At 73.6% G+C, this 18,396-nt stretch carries 13 protein-coding genes and 1 pseudogene; 12 read left to right on the top strand and 2 right to left on the bottom strand.

The features are described from left to right. Positions 1-112 precede the first annotated feature (112 nt). Both EJG53_RS20685 and EJG53_RS20690 read left to right on the top strand, forming a co-directional pair. The gene (locus tag EJG53_RS20685; protein WP_125046072.1) at positions 113-1,633 is read left to right on the top strand and encodes a 3-hydroxyacyl-CoA dehydrogenase; all 1,521 of its coding nucleotides are present in this window, start codon (positions 113-115) and stop codon (positions 1,631-1,633) included. Positions 1,634-1,635: 2 nt separating this feature from the next. Continuing rightward, positions 1,636-2,223: a TetR/AcrR family transcriptional regulator gene (locus EJG53_RS20690; RefSeq protein ID WP_031012583.1), complete on the top strand. Its 588-nt coding sequence runs from the start codon at positions 1,636-1,638 to the stop codon at positions 2,221-2,223. A gap of 59 nt (positions 2,224-2,282) precedes the next feature. On the opposite strand, the gene EJG53_RS20695 is transcribed toward EJG53_RS20690, so the two are convergent. Next, the gene (locus tag EJG53_RS20695; RefSeq protein ID WP_125046073.1) at positions 2,283-2,777 is read right to left on the bottom strand and encodes an Lrp/AsnC family transcriptional regulator; all 495 of its coding nucleotides are present in this window, start codon (positions 2,775-2,777) and stop codon (positions 2,283-2,285) included. A gap of 226 nt (positions 2,778-3,003) precedes the next feature. Between EJG53_RS20695 and pdhA the strand changes: the two genes are divergently transcribed. The 9 genes and pseudogenes from pdhA (at position 3,004) to EJG53_RS20740 (ending at position 14,229) form a co-directional block, all read left to right on the top strand. After that, entirely contained in the window at positions 3,004-4,227 is a 1,224-nt protein-coding gene (pdhA, locus tag EJG53_RS20700) for a pyruvate dehydrogenase (acetyl-transferring) E1 component subunit alpha (protein WP_244955247.1), read from the top strand. Next, positions 4,224-5,258 carry an alpha-ketoacid dehydrogenase subunit beta gene (locus EJG53_RS20705; protein ID WP_125046074.1) on the top strand — a complete coding sequence of 345 codons (1,035 nt, stop codon included), beginning with the start codon at positions 4,224-4,226 and terminating at the stop codon, positions 5,256-5,258. Before pdhA ends, EJG53_RS20705 begins: the two co-directional genes overlap by 4 nt. After that, positions 5,258-6,848: pseudogene (locus tag EJG53_RS20710) on the top strand (dihydrolipoamide acetyltransferase family protein). Before EJG53_RS20705 ends, EJG53_RS20710 begins: the two are co-directional and overlap by 1 nt. A gap of 45 nt (positions 6,849-6,893) precedes the next feature. After that, entirely contained in the window at positions 6,894-7,910 is a 1,017-nt protein-coding gene (locus tag EJG53_RS20715; protein WP_125046075.1) for an NTP transferase domain-containing protein, read from the top strand. Continuing rightward, complete coding sequence (locus EJG53_RS20720; RefSeq protein WP_244955248.1) at positions 7,907-10,243, top strand: molybdopterin molybdotransferase MoeA; 2,337 nt, start codon at positions 7,907-7,909, stop codon at positions 10,241-10,243. Before EJG53_RS20715 ends, EJG53_RS20720 begins: the two co-directional genes overlap by 4 nt. Continuing rightward, positions 10,240-11,385, top strand: a complete 1,146-nt coding sequence (locus EJG53_RS20725) for a potassium channel family protein (protein ID WP_031011375.1) — start codon at positions 10,240-10,242, stop codon at positions 11,383-11,385. The genes EJG53_RS20720 and EJG53_RS20725 overlap by 4 nt, the downstream gene beginning before the upstream one ends. 101 nt (positions 11,386-11,486) lie before the next feature. Next, entirely contained in the window at positions 11,487-12,464 is a 978-nt protein-coding gene (locus EJG53_RS20730) for an NAD(P)H-quinone oxidoreductase (protein WP_125046076.1), read from the top strand. Positions 12,465-12,631: 167 nt separating this feature from the next. Continuing rightward, entirely contained in the window at positions 12,632-13,513 is an 882-nt protein-coding gene (locus EJG53_RS20735) for a hypothetical protein (RefSeq protein ID WP_125046077.1), read from the top strand. 149 nt (positions 13,514-13,662) lie between these two features. Beyond that, a complete protein-coding gene (locus EJG53_RS20740) occupies positions 13,663-14,229 on the top strand; it encodes a bacterial proteasome activator family protein (RefSeq protein ID WP_174856432.1) in 567 nt (188 codons plus the stop codon). Between the two features lie 60 nt (positions 14,230-14,289). Here the strand turns inward: EJG53_RS20740 and EJG53_RS20745 are convergent, their stop codons facing one another. Continuing rightward, entirely contained in the window at positions 14,290-16,128 is a 1,839-nt protein-coding gene (locus tag EJG53_RS20745) for a Stk1 family PASTA domain-containing Ser/Thr kinase (protein ID WP_125046078.1), read from the bottom strand. A 492-nt stretch (positions 16,129-16,620) separates the two neighbouring features. On the opposite strand from EJG53_RS20745, the gene EJG53_RS20750 reads away from it, so the two are divergent. After that, positions 16,621-18,273, top strand: coding sequence for a protein kinase domain-containing protein (locus EJG53_RS20750; protein WP_125046079.1), 1,653 nt, complete (start codon positions 16,621-16,623; stop codon positions 18,271-18,273). The last annotated feature ends 123 nt before the right edge of the window (positions 18,274-18,396 follow it).

Genomic DNA, 18,396 nt, shown 5'->3' on the forward strand with positions numbered 1-18,396 from the left:
AGGACAGGGCTGGGCACCATTTCGGCGACGGGGCTAGAGTAACCGAACGATCGGTCGGGGCAAGAGGGTCCGGCGAACCTGTGGACAACTCCGTCGGGGAGGATCAGCCGTCATGACAGCCATCGAAGCGGGCCGTACCGTCGCGGTCGTCGGCACGGGCACCATGGGCCAGGGAATCGCGCAGGTCGCGCTGGTCGCGGGCCATCCGGTGCGGCTCTACGACGCGCTGCCGGGCCGGGCCGCCGAAGCCGCCGAGGCGATCGGGCGCCGCCTGGACCGGCTGGTGGAGAAGGGCAGGATGGCGCCCGCGGAGCGCGCGGCGGCCCGCGCACGCCTCACCCCCGCCACCGCGCTCCCCCAACTCGCCGACGCCGCCCTGGTAGTCGAAGCGATCGTGGAAGAACTCGGCGCGAAGCAGGAACTGTTCGCCACTCTGGAGGACGTGGTCGGCGAGGACTGCCTGCTGGCCACCAACACCTCGTCCCTGTCCGTCACCGCCGTCGCGGGCGCGCTCCGCCTGCCCGGGCGCTTCGTCGGCCTGCACTTCTTCAACCCGGCACCGCTCCTGCCCCTCGTCGAGGTCGTCAGCGGCTTCACGACGGACGCCTCGGCGGCCACCACCGCGTACGAGACGGCCGCGGCCTGGGGCAAGACGCCCGTACGCAGCGCCGACACCCCCGGGTTCATCGTCAACCGCATCGCCCGCCCCTTCTACGCGGAGGCCCTGCGCGTCCACGAGGAGCGCGCCGCCGACCCGGCCACCGTCGATGCCGTGCTGCGCGGGTCCTGCGGCTTCCGGATGGGGCCGTTCGAGCTGATGGACCTCATCGGACAGGACGTGAACGAAGCCGTCACCCGATCGGTGTGGGAAGGCTTCTTCCGTGACCCGAAGTTCACGCCGTCGCTGGCGCAGCGGCGCCTGGTGGAGGCCGGCCTGCTGGGCCGCAAGGCGGGCCGGGGCTGGTACGACTACGCCGACGGCGCCCCCGGGCAGCAGCCGCACACCGCGGAGCCCTGCCCGGCACCGGCGGCCGTGACGGTGCACACCCACCTCGCCGGGCCGGCCGCCGTGCTCCAGGAGCTGATCGAGGAGGCCGGCATCAAGGTCAGCCGGGACCGCGCGCCAGAGGAGCACGAGGGCTGCATCCGGTTGCCGGGCGGTGCCCGCTTGGCGCTGACCGACGGCCACCCCGCCACCGGGGACCCGTCCGGTCCCACGATCCGCTTCGACCTGGCGCTGGACTACCGGGCCGCGACCCGCATCGCCCTCGCGCCCGGTGCGGAGGCGTCCGAGCAGGACGTACGGGAGGCGGTCGGCCTCTTCCAGGCGCTCGGCATGGAGGTGAGCGTCATCGACGACGTACCGGGCATGATCGCCGCCCGTACCGTCGCGATGATCGTGGACTTCGCCGCGGACGCCGAGGCGCGCGGTGTCGCGAGCCGCGAGGACATCGACACGGCCATGCGGCTCGGCGTGAACTACCCGGGTGGGCCCTCGGAATGGGCCGCGCGCGTCGGCCGGCACTGGCTGTGCGACCTGCTGGAGACGCTGCGCCACCAGTACGCCGACGGCCGTTACGGACCGTCCCGGGCCCTGCGCCGCAGTTTGAAGCTGAACGGCCGGATGCTCTAATCATGACCATGGCCAAGCGCGACACCTACACGCCCGATTCGCTGCTGTCGGTCGCCGTCGAGGTGTTCAACGAGCGCGGGTACGACGGCACCTCCATGGAGCACCTCTCCCGGGCGGCCGGCATCTCCAAGTCCTCGATCTACCACCACGTACGCAGCAAGGAAGAGCTGCTGCACCGGGCCATAAGCCGCGCGCTGGACGGGCTCTTCGGGGTCCTACAGGAGCCCGGGGCATGTACGGGGCGGGCCATCGAGCGGCTGGAGTACGTGGCCAGGCGCGAGGCGGAAGTGCTGATGGAGGAGCTGCCGTACGTGACGCTGCTGCTGCGGGTGCGCGGCAACACGGACACGGAGCGCTGGGCCATGGAGCGCCGCCGGGACTTCGACGGCGAGGTCACCGAACTCCTCAAGCAGGCCGCCGCCGACGGTGACCTGCGCGCGGACGTGGACGTGCGGCTGGCGACCCGGCTGCTCTTCGGCATGATCAACTCGATCGTGGAGTGGTACCGGCCGGGCCGCGGCGGGTCGGCGACCAGCGAAGAGGTCGCCGAGGCCGTGGTGCGGACGGCGTTCGCGGGGCTGCGGACCTGAGGCGGGGCCCCGGGCCTGCCGCCACCCTGAGGCGGCCTCCCAGGCCCGGGACAGGGCGCCTAGCTCTGCTGCTCGGTCCCCAGGTCGGTCTCCTCGAAGACGAGCAGGGTGCGGGTGCTGAGCACCTCCGGGATCGACTGGATACGGGTGAGGACCAGTTCCCGCAGCTCCTGGTTGTCCTTGGTGTGCACTAACAGCAGGACGTCGAAATCGCCGCTGACCAGGGCGATGTGCGCGGCCCCCGGAAGCTCGGTGAGCTGGGCGCGGACCGTCCGCCAGGAGTTCTGCACGATCTTCAGCGTGACGTAGGCGGAGGCGCTCTGCCCGGCCCGTTCCTGGTCGATGCGGGCGCTGAAGCCGCGGATCACCCCGTCGTCGATCAGCCGGTTGATCCGCGCGTAGGCGTTGGCGCGCGAAACGTGTACCCGCTCGGCGACGGAGCGTATCGAAGCCCGTCCGTCCGCCTGCAGCATGTTCAGGATCGCACGGTCGATGGTGTCCAGGGGGCGGGCGGGGCGCTGCCCACCGCCGGTGGCCATCTGTTCGTCCGGCATACCGCCTCGCCTCCCCTGGATGGACGCCCTGTCCTCATCTCAGGCTGTGGAGAACCGATTGTCCACAGGCTGAGCCCGCCTGTAGCCAAAATGTGCCGACGACCGAACAATCGGTAGGTGCGGGCCACTCACCCGTCCCTTCGTTCCTCTACCCGCCCGTCGCCCGTCACCGACCCCGGCCAGGCGCTCCGCGCCACTCTTTCCGAAGTCCAAGGAGGTGCTCGTCATGACGGTTCTTGAGCAGCGCGCCAGCAGGAGGAGCGGGAGCTACTGGCCCGCACCGCCGCCCGCGTGGCGTCCGCGCGTGGACCCCGCGCCCCTCCTGCCCGACGCGGAGCCGTACCGGCTGCTGGGCACGGACGCCGCCGGCCGGATCGATGCCGGACTGCTGACGGACCTGTACGCGGAGCTGGTGCGCGGCCGCCGGTACAACGCCCAGGCCACGGCTCTGACGCGGCAGGGCAGGCTGGCGGTCTACCCGTCCTCCACCGGCCAGGAGGCGTGCCAGGTCGCCGCCGCGCGGGTGCTCAAGGAGCAGGACTGGCTCTTTCCCAGCTACCGCGACACCCTCGCCGCCGTGGCCCGCGGCCTCGACCCCGTACAGGCCCTCACCCTCCTCCGGGGCGACTGGCACACGGGGTACGACCCGCACGAGCACCGCATCGCCCCGCTGTGCACCCCGCTCGCCACCCAGCTCCCGCACGCGGTGGGCCTCGCGCACGCCGCGCGCCTGAAGGGGGACGACGTGGTGGCGCTCGCCCTGGTGGGCGACGGCGGCACCAGTGAGGGCGACTTCCACGAGGCGCTGAACTTCGCCGCGGTGTGGCAGGCCCCGGTGGTCTTCCTCGTCCAGAACAACGGGTTCGCGATCTCCGTACCGCTCGCCAAGCAGTCCGCCGCGCCGTCTCTCGCCCACAAGGCCGTCGGGTACGGGATGCCGGGCCGCCTGGTGGACGGCAACGACGCGCCCGCGCTGCACGAGGTGCTCGGCGAGGCGGTGGAGCGGGCGCGCCGGGGCGGGGGACCGACGCTCGTAGAGGCGCTCACGTACCGCATCGAGGCCCACACCAACGCCGACGACGCCACCCGCTACCGCACCGAGGCCGAGGTCGAGGAGTGGCGCGAGCACGACCCGATAGCCCTGGTGGAGCGCGAACTGACCGAGCGCGGCCTGCTCACCGACGACTTCGTGCAGCGGACCCGGGACGGCGCCGAGGAGATGGCCGCCGCACTCCGGGACCACATGAACCAGGACCCGGCCCTGGACCCGATGGACCTGTTTGCGCACGTCTACGCCGAGCAGACCGCCCAGTTGCGCGAGCAGGAGACGCAGTTGCGCGCCGAGCTGGAGGCCGAGGCGGCGGACGCCGGGAAGGACGAGGAAAAGGCCGCCAAAGGAGACACCGCCGGTGGCACGGCGCGCGGTGCGGCTGGGGAGGAGCGGCCATGACGGCGACAGCGGCGGAGGCCGGACGCAAGCCCGCCAGCATGGCGCAGGCGCTGAACCGCGCGCTGCGCGACGCGATGGCCGACGACCCGGCCGTCCATGTGATGGGCGAGGACGTGGCGGAGCTGGGCGGGGTCTTCCGGATCACCGACGGCCTGGCGAAGGAGTTCGGCGAGGAGCGCTGCGGCGACACCCCGCTCGCCGAGGCGGGCATCCTCGGTACGGCGGTCGGTATGGCCATGTACGGGCTGCGGCCGGTCGTGGAGATGCAGTTCGACGCCTTTGCCTACCCCGGGTTCGAGCAGTTGATCAGCCATGTCGCCCGGATGCGCAACCGCACCCGGGGCGCCATGCCGCTGCCGCTGACCATCCGCGTCCCGTACGGCGGCGGGATCGGCGGCGTGGAGCACCACAGTGACTCCTCCGAGGCGTACTACCTCGCCACCCCCGGGCTCCAGGTCGTCACCCCGGCGACGGTCGCCGACGCGTACGGGCTGCTGCGGGCGGCCATCGCCTCCGACGACCCGGTGGTCTTCCTCGAACCGAAACGGCTGTACTGGTCGCGCGCCGACTGGTCCCCCGACGCCCCGGAGCAGGTGGCCGAACTGGGCCGCGCGGAGATCCGGCGGCGCGGGCGCAGCGCCACGCTGATCACGTACGGACCGTCGCTGCCGGTCTGTCTGGAGGCGGCCGAGGCGGCCACGGCGGAGGGCTGGGACCTGGAGGTCCTCGACCTGCGCTCGCTGGTGCCCTTCGACGACGAGACGGTCTGCGCCTCGGTACGGCGCACGGGCCGCGCGGTCGTCGTGCACGAGTCCAGCGGCTTCGGCGGCCCCGGCGGGGAGATAGCCGCGCGCGTCACGGAGCGCTGTTTCCACCACCTGGAGGCGCCGGTGCTGCGGGTCGCGGGCTTCGACATCCCGTACCCGCCGCCCATGCTGGAGCGCCACCACCTGCCGGGCGTCGACCGGATCCTGGACACCGTCGGCCGGCTCCAGTGGGAGTCGGACTGGACCGAGGGGAGCGGTGACTGATGGCCGTGGTCCGTGAGTTCACACTGCCCGACCTCGGCGAGGGGCTGACCGAGGCGACGGTGGTGCGGTGGCTGGTCGAGGTCGGCGAGGTCGTCGCCGTCGACCAGCCGGTGGTCGAGGTGGAGACCGCGAAGGCGCTGGTGGACGTGCCGTGTCCGTACGGGGGCGTGGTCACCGCGCGGTTCGGGGACGAGGGAGCGGAACTGCCCGTCGGGTCGCCGCTGCTGACGGTGGCGGTCGGGTCGCAGGCGGCGGCCGGCGGCGAGGCGGCGGGTGCTGGGGAGGGCGCGGGTTCGGGTGCTGGGGGAGTTAGCGGTGAGGCTGGTGGGGTTTCGGGGTCCGAGGAGGACGCGGGGTCCGGTGCGGGTGCGGGTGCGGCCGAAGGGTCGGGGAATGTGCTGGTCGGGTACGGCACGAGTGCCGCGGCGGGGCGTCGGCGGCGGGTCCGTCCGAAGACGGGAGCCGGGGCGGCCGGGGGCCGGGTGAGGCTTCGGATGCGGGGCGGAGTCAGGCTCCGGAAGTGGGGCGGGCTGAGGCTTCGGGCCGGGTGTCGTGCGGCGGGGTGGTCCCGGGGCCGGTCCGGTGCCGGTGATTTCGCCGCTGGTCCGACGGCTGGCGCGGGAGCACGGGCTGGACCTGCGGGAGATACGCGGGTCGGGGCCGGAGGGCCTGATTCTCCGTACGGATGTGGAGGCGGCGGTACGGGCACGGGCGGCCGGGGCCCAAGCCGGGGCCGGCCGGGGCGTGGCCGGTGCCAGGACCGGAGCAGAGGCTGGGGCCGGGGCCGGCGCCGGGCTCGGTGCGGGCGGCGGCGGGGGTCGGCCGTCGGGCGTGCCAGGGGTGCCGGGGAGTGCGTCCGGTGCGGAAGGTGGCGCGGTGGCGTCCGTGGGGCTTCCCCTGGAGGCCGAGCGCATACCGCTGCGGGGCATGCGGGGCGCCGCGGCGGAGAAGTTCCGGCGCAGCCGTCAGGAGATCCCCGACGCGACCTGCTGGGTGGACGCCGACGCCACGGAACTGCTCGCCGCCCGGCGGGACATGAACGCGGCCGGTGGACCGAAGGTGTCGCTGCTCGCGCTGCTGGCCCGGGTCTGTACGGCGGCGCTCGCGCGGTATCCGCAGCTCAACGCCACCGTCGACCTGGAGGCCAACGAGATCGTGCGGCTGCCGGCCGTGCATCTGGGCTTCGCGGCGCAGACCGACCGCGGGCTGGTGGTGCCGGTCGTACGGGACGCACACCGCCGTACGGCCGAGGGGCTGTCCGCCGAGATGGCCCGGCTGACCGAGGCGGCCCGGACCGGTGCGCTCGGTCTGGCCGAGCTGACCCACGGCACCTTCACCCTCAACAACTACGGAGTCTTCGGCGTCGACGGTTCCACGCCGATCATCAACCACCCCGAGGCGGCGATGCTGGGGGTGGGCCGAATAACGGCGAAGCCGTGGGTCCACGAGGGGGAGTTGGCCGTACGTCAGGTCGTGCAGTTGTCGCTCACCTTCGACCACCGGGTGTGCGACGGAGGCACGGCGGGCGGGTTCCTGCGGTTCGTCGCGGACTGTGTGGAGCGGCCGGCGGTGTTGTTGCGCACGTTGTGAGCGGGCCGGTCCGGTGATCGGGACACTCCCGGCGATACTCAAGGGGTGACCGACCACCAGACCGCGCACGAGCAGTATCCGTACGACGTCGTCGTGCCGGCCGGGGGCGCTGCCCGGCGGCTCGGCGGGGTGGACAAGCCGGCGGTGTCCGTCGGGGGACGGCCGTTGCTGGACCGGGTGCTCGACGCCTGTCCGGACGCGGCGACCGCGGTCGTCGTCGGGCCCGAGAGGCCCACCGTACGGCCGGTCGTGCACGCCCGCGAGGAGCCGCCCGGCGGCGGGCCGCTGGCCGCGCTGGACGCCGGGCTGCGGCACAGCACGGCGCCGGTCGTGCTCGTGCTCTCCGCCGACCTGCCGTTCCTGACCGGCGGGACCGTACGGACCCTGCTCGCGGCCGCCGCGGAGGACGGGGCCGACGGCGCGCTGCTCCGGGACGCGGAAGGCCGGGACCAGCCGCTGGTCGCCGCATACCGCGCGGAGCCGCTGCGCCGTGCGCTGGACGGCGTACGGGCCGAGCACGGCGCGCTCGCCGGGCTGCCGCTGCGGGTGCTGTCGGGGCGTCTGGCGCTGCGCCGGGTGACCGGTCCGACGGCCGCGGCGTCCTTCGACTGCGACACCTGGGAGGACATCGAAGCGGCACGCGCCCGTATCAGGGAGCATGGAACCGTGTTGGACGAATGGATCACCGCAGCCAAGGCCGAACTGGGCATTGAACTCGATGTCGACACGGCGGCCCTCCTCGACCTCGCGCGCGACGCCGCGCACGGCGTGGCCCGGCCGGCGGCGCCACTGACGACGTTCCTGGTCGGTTACGCCGCCGCTCAGCAGGGCCGGGACGTGACGGACCTGGCGGAGAAGGCGGCCGCGCTGGCCAATCGCTGGGCGGCCGAGGCGACCGAGGGCGCCGGGACCGCTGAGGGCGCCGGGACTGGCGAGAGTGCCGGGAAGACCGGGGCCGCCGAGGGCGCCGGGAAGGCCGGGAGCACCGAGGCCGCCGGGAAGGCCGGTGCCACGACGGACGCGGCATCCGAGGGCGAGCCGGAAGCGAAGCCGGCGGAATGACCGACGGGGAGTTCGACGACGCGCTGGCGCTGGCCAACGGCGGCCCGGTCGAGATGCCGCGCCGCGACGTCCACCGGCCGCCCGGCCACGACGCCGACGCTCAGCGCGCGCCGGGCCGGTACGACGACGGGCGGCGCGAGGGAAGCCGGTACGACGAAGGGCGAACGGGACACCGCGGTGCGGGTGCGGGTGCCGGTGCCGGACGGGCGCCGGAGCACGGTGACGGGTACGAGACCGGATACGGCTGCGGCTACGGGAGCGGGCCCGCCCCCGGTGCTGCTTCCGCGCCCGCCTCCGGCGGTGACCGTTACGCGCCGGTCTTCGACGACGGCTACGCGTGGATCTTCGAGGAGCGGGAGCCGACCCGGGAGACCGGCCGGGACGGCAGAGCGCCGACGGCGGGTACGGGACTGGACGACGACACGCGCCGTGGCCCGTACACACCGTGGGACGCCGCCCCGCCCTCGGGAGCGCACGAGCCGCCGCGCGCCCCCGGCAGGGCGCCCGAGCCTCCGTCCGCGCCGTTGCACCGTAGTTCTCCTCCGCCGCGCCCCTCCTCGCCCGTACCGACCACACCGGCGGCCGGCACCGGCGCGCCCGATCGCCCCACCACCCCCGATCATCGCGGCGCTCCCACCGACCCCGGAATCTCCGCCCCAACCACCTACACCACTCCCACCGCCTCCACCACTCCCACCGCCCCCGACCACCACGGCCGACGCACCCAGCACGACCGCCCCGCGCCCACCTCGTGGCGCGCGGCCCGCAGGATCGCCGCCCGGGCGCCGTACGGCCCGCTGCCCCCGGTCGTCTGCCCGCTGGGCAGTGCGGCGCTCGGCCGTACCCTCGCCGAGCCGCTGGTCGCGCTCACCGACCTGCCGTCCTTCGACACGTCCGCGATGGACGGCTGGGCGGTGGCCGGGCCCGGTCCCTGGCACCTCGCCGCCCGTACCCGCCCGGACGAGCGCGAGCACGGCATCCTCGCCGGTCACGAGCCGTCCGAGGGCGTGGCCGACGGGGACGCGGTGCCGATCGCCACGGGCGCGCGCATCCCGCCCGGCGCCACGGCCGTACTGCGCAGCGAACACGGCGAGGTACGCGTCCGGTCCACCGGAGACGCGCAGTTGTACGCGCCCGCGCCCGTGCCGCACGGCCAGGACATCCGGCCGCGCGGACAGGAGTGCCGCCGTGGCGACCAACTCCTGCCCGCCGGTGCGCTGGTGACCCCGGCCGTGCTGGGGCTGGCCGCCGCCGCGGGGTACGACGCGCTGACCGCGTACGCCCGGCCGCGCGTGGAAGTGCTGGTGCTGGGTGACGAGTTGCTGAGTTCCGGGCTGCCCGCCGAGGGCCGTATCCGGGACGCGCTCGGCCCGATGATCACCCCGTGGCTGCGTGCGCTGGGCGCGGAGACCGGACCGCCCCGCCATCTCGGGGACGACGCCGAGGTGTTGTACGAAGCCCTCGCGTCCTCGGAGGCCGATCTGGTGATCACCACCGGGGGTACGGCGTCCGGGCCGGTCGACCATGTGCATCCCACGCTGCGCAGGCTCGGGGCGGAGGTGCTGGTGGACGGCGTGGCGGTACGCCCCGGCCACCCCATGCTCCTCGCCCGCATCCCGGACCACCCGCACCACCCGGATCACCCCGACCACCCGCACCACTCGGATCACCCGGCTCCCGGCCGTCTCCTCGTCGGCCTGCCCGGCAACCCCCTGGCCGCCGTCTCGGGCCTGCTCACCCTGGCGGAACCGGCACTGCGTACGCTCGCCGCCCGCCGCCGGCTGCCCTCCTACCGGGCGCCGCTGACCGCCGCCGTGCCCGGCCACCCGCACGACACGCGGCTGGTCCCGGTCGCCTTCCGGGAGGGCCCGGCCGACGAGGGGGACGGCGACGGAGGCGCGGTCGTACCGCTGCGGTTCAGCGGGCCCGCCATGCTGCGCGGCATCGCGGCGGCCGACGCGATGGCCGTCGTACCGCCCGGCGGCGCGGAACGCGGTGCCGAGGTCGAACTCCTCGACCTGCCCTGGACGGCCGACGGGACGGCGGACGCGGTGACGGGGTGGGCGCCCGACGCACCCGCCCCGTACACCCCGTCAGCTCCCTCGACCCCGTCCGTCGCACCCGACACCAGGGCCCGGCCCGAAACCGGTACCACCCCCGACCCAAGCCCGAACGTTTCCGCACCCCACCCCCCGGCCTCCGGCCCGAAAGCCACCCCACCCGCCCCCACTCCCCCCGACCCCGCCCCATCCGGCCCGACGCCTTCCGACCCCACCCCACCAGACCCCACCCCACCCGCCCCCACCGACCCGACCGGCGGAGGCGCCGCGTGAAGCTCCCCACCCACGACGCCGCGGCGCGCGAGATTCCCGAGGAGTCCAGCCACCGCGTCGTGCTGCCCCGCCGCACCCCGGTGGCGCCGCTGCGCCAGGTCGCGCGCCGGCTCCTGATGGCCCTGCTGGTGCTCGTCGCGACGGTGGCCATCGTCTGGATCGACCGCGACGAGTACCACGACAACGCCAACGGCTCCGTCGACTTCCTCGACTGCGTCTACTACGCCACCGTCACGCTCTCCACCACCGGTTACGGCGACATCGTCCCGTACGGAGACGGCGCGCGGCTGCTGAACATCCTGCTCATCACTCCCCTCCGGGTCCTCTTTCTGATCATCCTGGTCGGCACCACGCTCGAAGTCCTCACCGAGCGCACCCGCGAGCAGTGGCAACTGAACCGCTGGAGAAACGCCTTGCGCGACCACACCGTCATCGTCGGCTTCGGCACCAAGGGCCGGTCCGCGGCCCAGACCCTGCGCGCCACGGGCCTGACCCGCGACCGCATCGTCATCGTCGACCCGAGCCCCAAGGTCATCGACTCGGCGGTCGCCGAGGGCTTCGCGGGCGTGGTCGGCGACGCGACCCGCAGCGACGTCCTCGTACGGGCCGAGATCCAGCGGGCCCGGCAGGTCGTCATCGCCACCCAGCGCGACGACACGGCCGTCCTCGTCTCGCTCACCGCCCGTCAGCTCAACAAGAAGGCCAACATCGTCGCGGCCGTACGGGAGGAGGAGAACGCGCCGCTGCTGCGCCAGTCCGGCGCCGACATGGTCATCACCTCGGCCAGCGCCGCCGGCCGCCTGCTGGGCCTGTCGGTGCACAGCCCCAGCGCCGGTACCGTCCTGGAGGACCTGATCCAGCAGGGCAGCGGGCTGGACCTGATCGAGCGCCCGGTGGTGAAGGCCGAGGTCGGCAAGTCCGTACGGGAGACCGACGACCTGATCGTCTCCGTACTGCGCGGGCACCGCCTGCTCGGCTACGACGACCCGGCGGCCAGCCCGCTGCAGGCCGCCGACCGGGTGATCACCATCGTCCGGGCGGCGTCCGCGGAGCAGCAGGACGGCCCGACCAAGCCCGGCGTGAAGCCGATGATCCCCGGTACGGGGGTGTCCCCGATGGCGCCGGTGCGCCGCGACGACTAGGGCGGGTCTTCGGATGATCCTGGGCCCGCGACGCCTGTGACCCACCTCTCCGGACAACACACCCGGCGCGTCCCGGCAGGCGGCGGAGTAGCCTCGCGGCCATGCGTGCGATCACCATTCCCGAACCCGGCGGTCCCGACGCCCTCGTATGGGCGGAGGTGCCCGATCCGCAACCGTCCGAGGGGGAGGTCCTGGTCGAGGTGGCGGCCACGGCCGTCAACCGCGCCGACCTCCTCCAGCGCCAGGGCTTCTACGACCCGCCGCCCGGCGCGCCCCCGTACCCCGGCCTGGAGTGCGCCGGGCGCGTCAAGGCCCTCGGCCCGGGGGTCAGCGGCTGGTCGGTTGGCGACGAGGTGTGCGCGCTGCTGGCGGGCGGCGGGTACGCGGAGCAGGTCGTCGTCCCGGCGGGCCAGTTGATGCCCGTACCGAAGGGTCTCGACATGGCCGCCGCCGCGGCGCTGCCCGAGGTGACGTGTACCGTCTGGTCCAACGTCTTCATGATCGCCCACCTGCGGCCGGGCGAGACGCTGCTCGTGCACGGCGGCTCCAGCGGCATCGGCACGATGGCGATCCAGCTCGCCAAGGCCGTCGGCGCCCGGGTCGCGGTCACCGCGGGCAGCGCCGACAAGCTGGCCCGCTGCGCCGAACTGGGCGCCGACATCCTCGTCAACTACCGGGACCAGGACTTCGTCCAGGAGCTGCGCAAGGCCACCGACGGCAAGGGCGCGGACGTCATCCTGGACATCATGGGCGCCAAGTACCTCGGCCCGAACGTCAAGGCGCTGGCCACCAACGGACGGCTCGCGATCATCGGGCTCCAGGGCGGCGCCAAGGGCGAGTTGCACCTCGGCGCGCTGCTCACCAAGCGCGCCGCCGTCACCGCCACCTCGCTGCGCGGGCGCCCGCTGGCCGAGAAGGCGTCGATCGTGGCGGCGGTACGCGAACACGTCTGGCCGCTGATCGAGAACGGCCGGGTCAGGCCGATCGTGGACCGTACGCTGCCGATCACGGAGGCCGCCGAGGCCCACCGGGTCGTGGACGCGAGCGGTCACGTGGGCAAGGTCGTCCTGACGGTCTGAGCCCAGGTCCGAGCCCAGGCCTGAGCCCAGGTCCGAGCCCACCGCCTCCCGGGCCGCGCCGTCACCCCCTGGCCGTACGCCCGATACGCCCGAGATGCCGCTGACCACCCTCCGTGTGACGCTGAGGACATCAGGCGACGGCTCCGCAGGCCCGGGAGGTCATGGGCGTGACTTCGGAACGCGTGACCCCGGAACCCGTGGCCGCGGCGCCGGGACGGCGGCGGCGTCGGAGCCGCTCCCGTCCCCGCCGGTTCCGCCCGCACGGATCGCGCACGCACCGGTTCCGGTTCCGCCTCCCCCTCGCCTCCGGACTGCTGCTCTGCACCGCCGCGCTGCTGCCCCTGCCCCACGCGAACGCGGCGGCCGCGTCGGCGGCCACGGCGGCACGCGCCGTCCTCGACAGCGGCGACACCTCCGGCCACAGCCAGGCCCCTGATACGGGCCGGATCACTCCCGACCCCGCTCCCACCCGCAGCCCCGGCCCCAGCCGTCACGAGCACCCCCACCCCCAACCCCACTCCACCCCCGACCCTCTGACCGAACTCGAAGAGGCCAACCCCCTGACCCCTCTCCTCCCGGTCCCCCTCGGCCCCCTGTTCGGTTCCGGTCCCGCCCCCGCCCGTCCGGCCCTGCCGTCGGACCCGCACCCGTCCGCCCCGGACACCGAGCCCTCGGCCGGTGCGGGCGCCCCGGACGGCCGCGCGACCCGTCCCCCGTCCCCCGCTGCCACCTCACGGCGCCCTGGAACGGCCTCTCCCACCCCCACGGCCACCCGACGGGGTGATCTGGCCGGACGGCTCGCCCATCGCCCCTACGTGCCCCTGCCGCCCCTCCAGGCCCCCGCTCCGACGACCTCCGCCGCCCGGACGCACGGCCCCTCCCGCTACGCGCCCGGCGCGGTGCCGGGCGCCGCCTCCGCCGCGTCCCGGGCCCCGTACGCCGACTCCGGGCCGGGCGGCGGTGTCCACCGGGTCCTGCCGCTGGGCGCCGGGATGGCACTGACCGGCCTCGGCCTCGGCTTCATCGCCCTGCGCCTGCGCCGCTCCTGAGCCCGGCCCCGAACCGACCCGAACCCCGCCCCGGCGCACCTTCAAGATCATGCCGAACCCCTCCCCGAAGCCCACCCGCCCCCAGAGGTTGGATCATCTTTCTCCCAGGGCACAACCGTTCCTAGTCGGCTGTACGAGAGAATGGCGGCATGGATATGCCGATGAACGAACGGTCGCAGGAGAGCCCGCACGTCCTGGTGGTCGGCCCGGACGGAATGGCTCTCGGCAGCGCCGGCTCCGGTGGCGGGGACGGCGACGACGAGTCCCGCGAGGTTCCCGTGACGGACATGGTCGAACAGCCCGCAAAGGTCATGCGCATCGGCAGCATGATCAAGCAGCTTCTCGAAGAGGTGAAGGCGGCGCCGCTGGACGAGGCGAGCCGGGTGCGTCTCAAGGAGATCCACTCCAGCTCGGTCAAGGAGCTGGAGGACGGCCTGGCGCCCGAGCTGGTCGAGGAGCTGGAGCGGCTGTCCCTGCCGTTCACCGACGACTCGGTGCCCACCGACGCGGAACTGCGGATCGCGCAGGCCCAGTTGGTCGGCTGGCTGGAGGGCCTGTTCCACGGCATCCAGACCGCGCTGTTCGCCCAGCAGATGGCGGCGCGCGCCCAGTTGGAGCAGATGCGCCGCGCGCTGCCGCCCGGTGCGGTGCCGTCCGACGACATGGAGCAGCCCAACCCCGGCCAGGGCGGCGCCCGCTCGGGCCCGTACCTCTGACAGTCCGAGTCCGCGAAGCTTCCCTGCTCGCTCCGGTCGGCCGGCCGGAGCGGCCCGGTCCTACGAACTGCGCCCCGTGGACACGGTCAGGTGAATCTTCTCGCCGCCCTTGGGGTCCCACAGGCCGGACGGGGACTGGCTGACGACGGTGTTCTTGCCGTAGAGGGAGCTGCTGCGCTCGGAGACGTCGTACGACCAGCCGGCCGCGTCCATGCACGCCTTCACCGAGGTCAGGTTCTTGCCGTAGAAGGACGGCAGGAAGATCTTGCCCTTCTGGCTGTAGCTCTTGGCCGGGTCGGTGCAGCGCGAGGTGGAGATGGTGGCCGTCGGGTCCTCGGGCTTGACCGACGGGGACGGCGAGTAGGTGTACGGGCTGGTGCGGCGCGTGTTCGTGCTGTCGCTGCCGCCGCTCAGGCCGATGCCGATGGCGATCGCGGTGACCACGACCACGCCGACGATGGCGGAGACGACGATCACCGGGGTGTTGCCGCGGCCGCCGGGACGGCTGCCGCCCGGCCGCGGGCCGACCGGTGCGGGCGCCGGAGCGGGCGTCGACGGGCCGGCGTACGGCGGTGGGGTCTGGAAGCCGCTGTTGAACGGAGCCGGGCCCGGGCCCGGGAGCGGACCCTGCGCCGGGATCGGGCCCGACGCGCCCATGGGCCCGGACGCCCCGATCGGACCCGAGGCCCCCATCGGCCCCGAGGCCCCCATCGGCCCCTGACCAGGAATCGGCCCCTGCCCCGGATAAGCGTTCACCGGCGGCGGCGTGGACGGCGCCGACGGCCCGAACCCCGCCCCGCCGCCCGCCGACGGCCCGGGACCCATTCGCGGTCCGGCATGCGGTCCGGCCTGCGGCGCGGCCTGCGTCGGCTGGTACGGCGTCTGGACGTTCGGCGGTGCCGGGGTGTGCGGCCCGGCGGCGTTCGGGGACGCGGTCGGGAAGACCGCGGAGGCCACCGAGGCGCCGCTGGTGCGGGCGCGCGGGCCCTCGCTGATGATCAGCGGCGTGGCGCCGGACTGGCCCGACCCGGCGACGCGCAGGCACTCGTCGCGCATCGCTTCGGCGGTCGGGAACCGCTCGTTGGGGTTCTTCTTCAGCGCACGGGCGACCAGCGCGTCCACGGCGGGCGGCAGCGACCGGTTGATGCCGGAGGGGACCGGCGGCTCCTCCTGGACGTGCGCGTACGCGATGGCCAGCGGGGAGTCCGCGTCGAAGGGGAGCCGGCCGGTCAGCAGCTCGAAGAGCATGATGCCGACCGAGTACAGGTCGGAGCGGGCGTCCACGCCGCGGCCCAGGGCCTGCTCGGGCGAGAGGTACTGCGGGGTGCCGACGACCATGCCGGTCTGCGTCATGGAGGTGACGCCGGACTGCATGGCGCGGGCGATGCCGAAGTCCATGACCTTGACGACGCCGCGCTTGTTCAGCATGACGTTGCCGGGCTTGATGTCCCGGTGGACCAGCCCCATCTCGTGGCTGGCCTCCAGGGCGGCCAGCACATCGGCGGTGATCTTCAGGGCCTTCTCGGTGGGCATCGCGCCGTGCCGGGCGATGTCGTTGTCCAGATCGGAGCGGAGCGGCTGACCCGCGACGTACTCCATGACGATGTACGGCACCAGGCCGCCGTCCAGCTCGTCCTCGCCGGAGTCGAACACCGAGACGATGTTGGTGTGCGTGAGCTTCGCCACGGACTGGGCCTCGCGCCGGAAGCGCTCGCGGAACGCCTGCTCGCGGCCGAGCTCGGTGTGCAGCGTCTTGATCGCGACCTCGCGGTCCAGGACGCTGTCGTACGCGAGGTGCACGGACGCCATGCCGCCGGCGCCCAGAAGATCACGGAGCTGGTAGCGTCCCCCGCCGACCGAACGGCCCTCGTACCCGTCCTGAGCGCCGTCCTGGCTCATGGTCCCGCTTCCCCCTCGGCGCGCTGTTCCCGCGCACGTGTTGCGGCGCGCCGCGCCTCGTGGCCGATGCCTTGCCCGTCCGTACGACCACGTGTTCCGTGTTGACGTGCACAGACGTTACTCAACGTGGTGGACCCCGGCACCTGCGGCAGGTGGTGGGCCCGCGGCACGTGCGCCTGCGGACGTGCCGAGATCAGTATGGGTTGTACCGGGATCGTGGCCGAATCCCAGCCCAGTGTCTCTTAGGGCACGGACACGTCAAGCCGTGTGCCCGTTCCGTGACCAGATGCGCAAGGTCCCATTACGGTCCCGGACCGTCCGGGCCGCCGGCCGGCGGCTGATCGCCCGGGGTTAACTTGCGACAATGGGGCCTTGGAAGGTGTGATGACCGGTCCATCACGGGACCGGCGTGTGCCGCGGAGCCTGTAGCGTGCTCTAGCGAAGACCGAGACCTTACCGCTGTGATGCGGATCGATACGACGGCGAGGACCGATGGCACCGACGCAGAGCCCCCAGGGCCCGTCCGATCCTGATGCCACCGGCTCCCACTCTCCTGATGCAAATCCTTCCGATGCACCGGAGATGTGGGGCAATGGCGGTTTGGTGGGCGACGGACGCTACCGGCTCACGCGCCGGCTCGGCCGTGGCGGCATGGCGGAGGTGTTCGCCGCCGAGGACGTGCGCCTCGGCCGCACCGTCGCCGTCAAGCTGCTGCGGGCCGACCTCGCGGAGGACCCGGTCTCCAAGGCCCGCTTCACCCGTGAGGCACAGTCCGTCGCGGGGCTGAACCACCACGCGGTGGTGGCGGTGTACGACTCCGGCGAGGACTACGTCGGCGGCAACACCGTGCCGTACATCGTGATGGAGCTGGTCGAGGGCCGCACCATCCGTGACCTGCTGCTGAACGCGGACGCGCCGCCGCCGGACCAGGCGCTGATCATCGTCTCCGGGGTGCTGGAGGCGCTGGCCTACAGCCACCAGCACGGCATCGTGCACCGCGACATCAAGCCGGCGAACGTGATCATCACGCACGGCGGCGCGGTCAAGGTGATGGACTTCGGCATCGCCCGCGCGCTGCACGGCGCGCAGTCGACGATGACCCAGACCGGCATGGTCATGGGCACGCCGCAGTACCTGTCGCCCGAGCAGGCCCTCGGCAAGACCGTGGACACCCGCTCCGACCTGTACGCGACCGGCTGCCTGCTGTACGAACTGCTGGCCCTGCGCCCCCCGTTCACCGGCGAGACCCCGCTGTCGGTCGTCTACCAGCACGTCCAGGACATGCCGGTGCCGCCCTCCGAGGTCGCCGGGTCGGTGCCGCCGGAGCTGGACGGCCTGGTGATGCGCTCGCTGGCCAAGGACCCGGACGACCGTTTCCAGACCGCTGAGGAGATGCGCGGGCTGGTCCAGTACGCCCTGCAGATGCTGCACGAGCAGGGCGGCCACACCGGTACGTGGAACACCGGCCCGGTCGCCGTGCACGAGGGCGGGCACACCCCGGCCCTGGGCTCGGTCGCCGCCACCACGGCGCTGCCGCACCCGGACCACGGACAGACCACGGCCCAGCCGATCCTGCCCCCCACCATGCGGGACGGCGACGGCGGCTACGAGGGCGGGCACCGGCCCGCCAAGGGCGGCCGCGGCAAGATCTGGCTGATCGCGGCGCTCGCGGTGATCGCCATCGCGGTCGGCGTGGCCATCGCGCTGAAGAACGCGGGCGGTGACGGGAAGCCGGACACGAAGCCGACCCCCACCCCGTCGGCCTCCCAGAGCTCCGAGGAGAAGCCCTCCGAGGAGCCGTCCGACGAGCCGACCAACACGTACACGCAGCCGGGCGGCTCGGGCGGCAACTCGCACACGTACAACCCGCCGACGACGCGCTACCCGAGCACGCCGCGCACCTCCCAGCCGCCCAGCTCGCCGCCGCCGACGAGCAAGCCCCCGACGACGACGCCGACCAGCAAGCCGACCAACGGCAACACGTCGAGCGGCAACACGAGCAGCGGTGCCAACGGCGGCAACGGCGGTGACTCCAACGGCAACACGTCCAGCGGCAACACCAGCAGCGGCAACACGAACGCCGGGACGAGCGCGGGCAGCGGTCCGGGCGGCAGCGGTGCCGTCGGCGACCTGAACGGCGACTGACGGACGTACCGCCTGACCACCGGTCGGCGTCCGCCTGAGCACCGCTCGGCGATCGTCTGACCACCGCTCAGCGGCCGCACGAAAGCCGCTCAGCACCTCGTCCGAACACAGCGGGCGGCCGGA

This window comes from Streptomyces chrestomyceticus JCM 4735, from assembly GCF_003865135.1.
Taxonomy (GTDB): Bacteria; Actinomycetota; Actinomycetes; order Streptomycetales; family Streptomycetaceae; genus Streptomyces; species Streptomyces chrestomyceticus.

What these genes read in the sequence shown, in the direction of transcription:
- EJG53_RS20740 (WP_174856432.1), top strand. Translation starts at nt 13,663, where the DNA reads ATGGATATGCCGATGAACGAACGGTCGCAGGAGAGCCCGCACGTCCTG.
- pdhA (WP_244955247.1), top strand. Translation starts at nt 3,004, where the DNA reads ATGACGGTTCTTGAGCAGCGCGCCAGCAGGAGGAGCGGGAGCTACTGG.
- EJG53_RS20685 (WP_125046072.1), top strand. Translation starts at nt 113, where the DNA reads ATGACAGCCATCGAAGCGGGCCGTACCGTCGCGGTCGTCGGCACGGGC.
- EJG53_RS20750 (WP_125046079.1), top strand. Translation starts at nt 16,621, where the DNA reads ATGGCACCGACGCAGAGCCCCCAGGGCCCGTCCGATCCTGATGCCACC.
- EJG53_RS20695 (WP_125046073.1), bottom strand. Translation starts at nt 2,777, where the DNA reads ATGCCGGACGAACAGATGGCCACCGGCGGTGGGCAGCGCCCCGCCCGC.
- EJG53_RS20745 (WP_125046078.1), bottom strand. Translation starts at nt 16,128, where the DNA reads ATGAGCCAGGACGGCGCTCAGGACGGGTACGAGGGCCGTTCGGTCGGC.
- EJG53_RS20730 (WP_125046076.1), top strand. Translation starts at nt 11,487, where the DNA reads ATGCGTGCGATCACCATTCCCGAACCCGGCGGTCCCGACGCCCTCGTA.
- EJG53_RS20705 (WP_125046074.1), top strand. Translation starts at nt 4,224, where the DNA reads ATGACGGCGACAGCGGCGGAGGCCGGACGCAAGCCCGCCAGCATGGCG.
- EJG53_RS20720 (WP_244955248.1), top strand. Translation starts at nt 7,907, where the DNA reads ATGACCGACGGGGAGTTCGACGACGCGCTGGCGCTGGCCAACGGCGGC.
- EJG53_RS20690 (WP_031012583.1), top strand. Translation starts at nt 1,636, where the DNA reads ATGACCATGGCCAAGCGCGACACCTACACGCCCGATTCGCTGCTGTCG.